The organism is Pseudomonas sp. NCIMB 10586, assembly GCF_023127895.1.
In the GTDB taxonomy this organism is placed as follows: domain Bacteria; phylum Pseudomonadota; class Gammaproteobacteria; order Pseudomonadales; family Pseudomonadaceae; genus Aquipseudomonas; species Aquipseudomonas synxantha_A.
On the sequence record NZ_SPKQ01000048.1, the window covers coordinates 660 to 987 of the forward strand.

General features: G+C 62.2%; 1 pseudogene. It reads right to left on the bottom strand.

From position 1 onward, the window contains the following. Nucleotides 1–113: 113 nt before the first annotated feature. Nucleotides 114–328: pseudogene (locus tag E4P01_RS23405) on the bottom strand (hypothetical protein); the annotation flags it as partial.

A 328-nucleotide genomic window follows, 5' to 3' on the forward strand; every position in this document is an offset into this window, starting at 1 on the left:
GCCTCCCCACACCTCACAACCCGAACAAAACCGTTGTCATGCTCGTAGGAGGTCGGCTCATCATCCCCAGGAAACAACGCCACCAAGCGTCCGGCGTCGTCGTACTGATAGGCCGTCACCGCGCCCAGCGGATCCTGCTCGACGGTCAGCCGACCCTTGGCATCGTAGGATTTGAAATGCTGCGCGCCGTCCGGATCGATGCGCTGCACCAGCCGCGCCCGCTGGTCGTGGACATACACCTCCTCGCTACCATCGGCGTTATGCACCGTGACACGCCCGTCATCCCCCCAGGCATAGCGCGTGTCCATCTGCGAAAAACTTGCCCAAT